Raw genomic sequence first — 3,119 nt, 5'->3', positions numbered from 1 at the left:
GACGTCTTCTGGGGCGCGGGCCCGCAGGCGGAGCTGGCGGCGGGGATGATGAAGCAGAAGGGCCGGTTGCTCTTCCTCGTGCCCCGGCCCGGCCGCGCCGCGCCCCTGGTGGCGCCGGTGCCTGTCACGCCCCTGAAGTGAGCTGCACCGGCGGGGCGTTGGCGCGTCCATGAATATCGTGAAGGCGCCCGCGTCGGTGATGCCGCGCGCCATGCTGACTTCGACGGGACGGACCTCTCCGGGATGCAGTGGGCCTTCCAGGCACGGGGGCGGGGAGGGGAGCAGGCGCTTTCCGCCCGCCACCGGGAGACGCGGGTGGCACGCACGCGCCCAAACCGGGCAGTATGGCCCCTGTCTCCCTGGTCACGGGTGGCCTGTGCACACCCTGCCCGGCGCGGACGCCGGTGTGGCACCGTGGGGAGAAGACACGAGGCACCTGGGATGAGCAGCGACGTGGTGGAAACGAAAGACGGAGTGGTTCTCCTCGACTATGCGCGGCTCGCGGAGGGCGCGGACCTGAGCGCCGCCATCGCGCGCGCCTACGGGCATGACGGCATTGGCCTGCTCGTCGTCCGGGGCATTCCCGGGCTGGCCGAGCTGCGCGACAACCTGCTGCCCCTGGGCTTCCGCTTCGCCGCGCTGCCCACCGAGGTGAAGGACCGCTACGTCCACCCGCGCAGCAGCTATTCGTTCGGCTGGAGCCACGGGAAGGAGCTGCTGCGCCCCGGCCAGTTCGACGAGTTCAAGGGCTCCTACTACAACAATCCCCAGTACGACGTGCCGCACACCGACGCGGCGCTCATCGAGAAGCACCCGGAGAACTACCACCCCAACGTGTGGCCGGAGGCGGACTTCCCGGAGCTGCGGCCCGCCTTCATGGCGCTGGGCCAGCGGATGGTGGACGTGGGCGTGCTGGTCGCCGAGCAGTGCGACAAGTACGTGCAGGCGAAGCTGGGCAGCCGCCTGTCTCCGGACGCGGCGCTGGCGCGGACGATTCGCGAGTCGCGCGCGTGCAAGGCGCGGCTGCTCTACTACTTCGCCATCAACGAGGACGCGACGCCTCGCACGCGCGACTCGTGGTGCGGCTGGCACAGCGACCACGGCTCGCTCACGGCGCTCTGCCCCGCCATGTACTTCGAGGCCGAGCCCGGCGCGAAGGAGCCGGCGCGCAAGGACATCCCGGTGCCGGACCCGGAGGCGGGCTTGTACGTGCGCACGCGGTCCGGCGAGGAGCGCAAGGTCGTCATCCCCAGGGACAGCCTGGCCTTCCAGATTGGCGAGAGCTCCCAGATTGTCACCGGCGGGCTGCTGCGTTCCACGCCGCACGCGGTGCAGGCGCTGGCCCACCCGGCCAGCCGCAACATCTCCCGCGCCACCTTCGCGGTGTTCATGCAGCCGGACAATGACATGCACCTGCGTCCGCCGGAGGGCGTGGACCCCGCCGAGCAGAAGGTGGGCGCCTTCCAGCCCGGCATGATGTTCGGCGACTTCGCCAAGGCGACGTTCGCGAAGTTCTACAACCCCTACGCGTAGCGTGCTCCGCCCCCGCGGATATCCTGCGCCGTTGACCTGAGTGGAGAGGAGACAACCCATGCGTGCTCTCGGATTGGCCGTCGTACTTTCAATGGCGGGGATGCCGGTGGCGGCGGAGGCGGCCTCGCTCCGCTGTGGCCAGACGCTGGTGGCGGATGGGGCGCTCCAGACCGAGGTGCTCGCCAAGTGCGGGGAGCCGGCGGCGAAGAACTTCCGCACGGTGACGGACTCGGCGGGCGCGGTGACGCCGGACAGGAGGACGGGCGGTGTCACGACGGAGCGGCGGACCGTCACCCGGGAGTACGAGGAGTGGACCTACAACTTCGGGCCTCGCCGCTTCATGCAGGTGGTGACGTTCGAGAACGGCCGCCTCATCGACGTGCAGAGCGCGGGCTACGGAAGCTAGTCGCCGGGCCGGGATGTGCCGCCCGGACGCAGAGTGATAGCCTCCCGGTTCCACTGCTGGAGCGGGGGCTGTCCGATGGTGCGCGGGGTTCGCTGGGGCCTTGGCTTGAGTGCCATGGCGGCGGTGCTCGGGGGCCTGGGCCTGTGGCGCGCGGAGCAGGTGGCTCGGCCGGTGCTCGTGGAGGTGCCCTTTCCGGCATTCGCGCAGCTCCCCGCCCTGCCGCCGCTCCCGCTGCCGCCGCCGACGATGGATGCTCCGGCGGCTTCGATTCGGGTTCGGGTCGTCTCCGGAAGCAGCGGTGCGCCGCTGGCGGGCGCCCGGGTGTCGCTCATCCGCGGACTGTTCATGGCCGTGACGGGCGACATGGTGCCCGAGGAGACGGCGCTGACGGACGCCTCGGGCGTGGCGTCCTTCGAGGCGCCCGGCGCGGGGGTGATGACCGTCTGCGCGCGAGGGGGCGGCCACGCCGAGTCCTGTGAGCGGGATGTCGGGGTCGTCTCGGGGGGCTCGCTCTTCGTGGCGCTGAAGCTGCCGCCCGGGGCCGTCGTGGAGGGGCAGGTCCTCCAGCATGACGGGACGCCGGCGGCGGGCGTCCGGCTGGTCGCGCCCGGGGACAACCTGCTCGCGGAGATGACGCCCACCGGGTCCACGACGGATGCGCAGGGCCGCTACATGCTGGATGGCGTGGCGCCGGGCTTCGTTCACCTGAGGCTCTTCGCGCCGCAGGGGCGGGCGCTCGACCGGGACCCCGGGGCGGCGATGACCGCTGGCGAGGTGCGGCGGTTCGACATCCAGCTCGGCGCGTTCGTCCCCGTCACCGTCAAGCCGGTGATGGGCCGCAGGCGTGGGACGGAGTCGGTGGAGTCCGTGCGTGTGAATGTCCAACTCGAACCCCAGCAGGATGGCACCTTCACGGGCATCACCGAGTCGGGCCGCCACTCCGTCTCCATGTGGGGCCGCCGGGACGGGCGGGAGGTGGCGGCACGGAAGGACGTGACGCTGGCGCCTGGCGCTCCGGCGGTCATCGCGTTCCCCTTCTCCGAGCTCAAGAGCGCAGGGAGGGTGTTGCCGTGGTTCTCCAGCGACCCTGGCGTGTTCGAGGTCTCCGGCCGCGTCTTCCTTTCGGACGGCACGCCGGTGGAGGGGGCCTGGATTGGGGCGCAGAAGCCCGGTCCACGGG

The 3,119-nt window shown here is 71.4% G+C and carries 3 protein-coding genes; all 3 read left to right on the top strand.

Annotated elements, in window-relative coordinates:
- Nucleotides 1-474: 474 nt before the first annotated feature.
- Nucleotides 475-1,533 carry a 2-oxoglutarate and iron-dependent oxygenase domain-containing protein gene (locus G4D87_RS35975; protein ID WP_240358882.1) on the top strand — a complete coding sequence of 353 codons (1,059 nt, stop codon included), beginning with the start codon at nt 475-477 and terminating at the stop codon, nt 1,531-1,533.
- 58 nt (nt 1,534-1,591) lie between these two features.
- Nucleotides 1,592-1,939 carry a DUF2845 domain-containing protein gene (locus tag G4D87_RS35970; protein WP_240358881.1) on the top strand — a complete coding sequence of 116 codons (348 nt, stop codon included), beginning with the start codon at nt 1,592-1,594 and terminating at the stop codon, nt 1,937-1,939.
- A 114-nt stretch (nt 1,940-2,053) separates the two neighbouring features.
- Nucleotides 2,054-3,119 (top strand): collagen binding domain-containing protein (locus tag G4D87_RS35965; protein WP_240358883.1); only part of this gene is annotated, 1,066 nt, incomplete at its 3' end.

It is taken from the genome of Myxococcus vastator, from assembly GCF_010894475.1.
In the GTDB taxonomy this organism is placed as follows: Bacteria; Myxococcota; Myxococcia; order Myxococcales; family Myxococcaceae; genus Myxococcus; species Myxococcus vastator.
The sequence above is the reverse complement of the archived record's forward strand: the minus strand, read 5'-3'. Positions and strand labels throughout refer to the sequence as shown.

What these genes read in the sequence shown, in the direction of transcription:
- G4D87_RS35970 (WP_240358881.1), top strand. Translation starts at nt 1,592, where the DNA reads ATGCGTGCTCTCGGATTGGCCGTCGTACTTTCAATGGCGGGGATGCCG.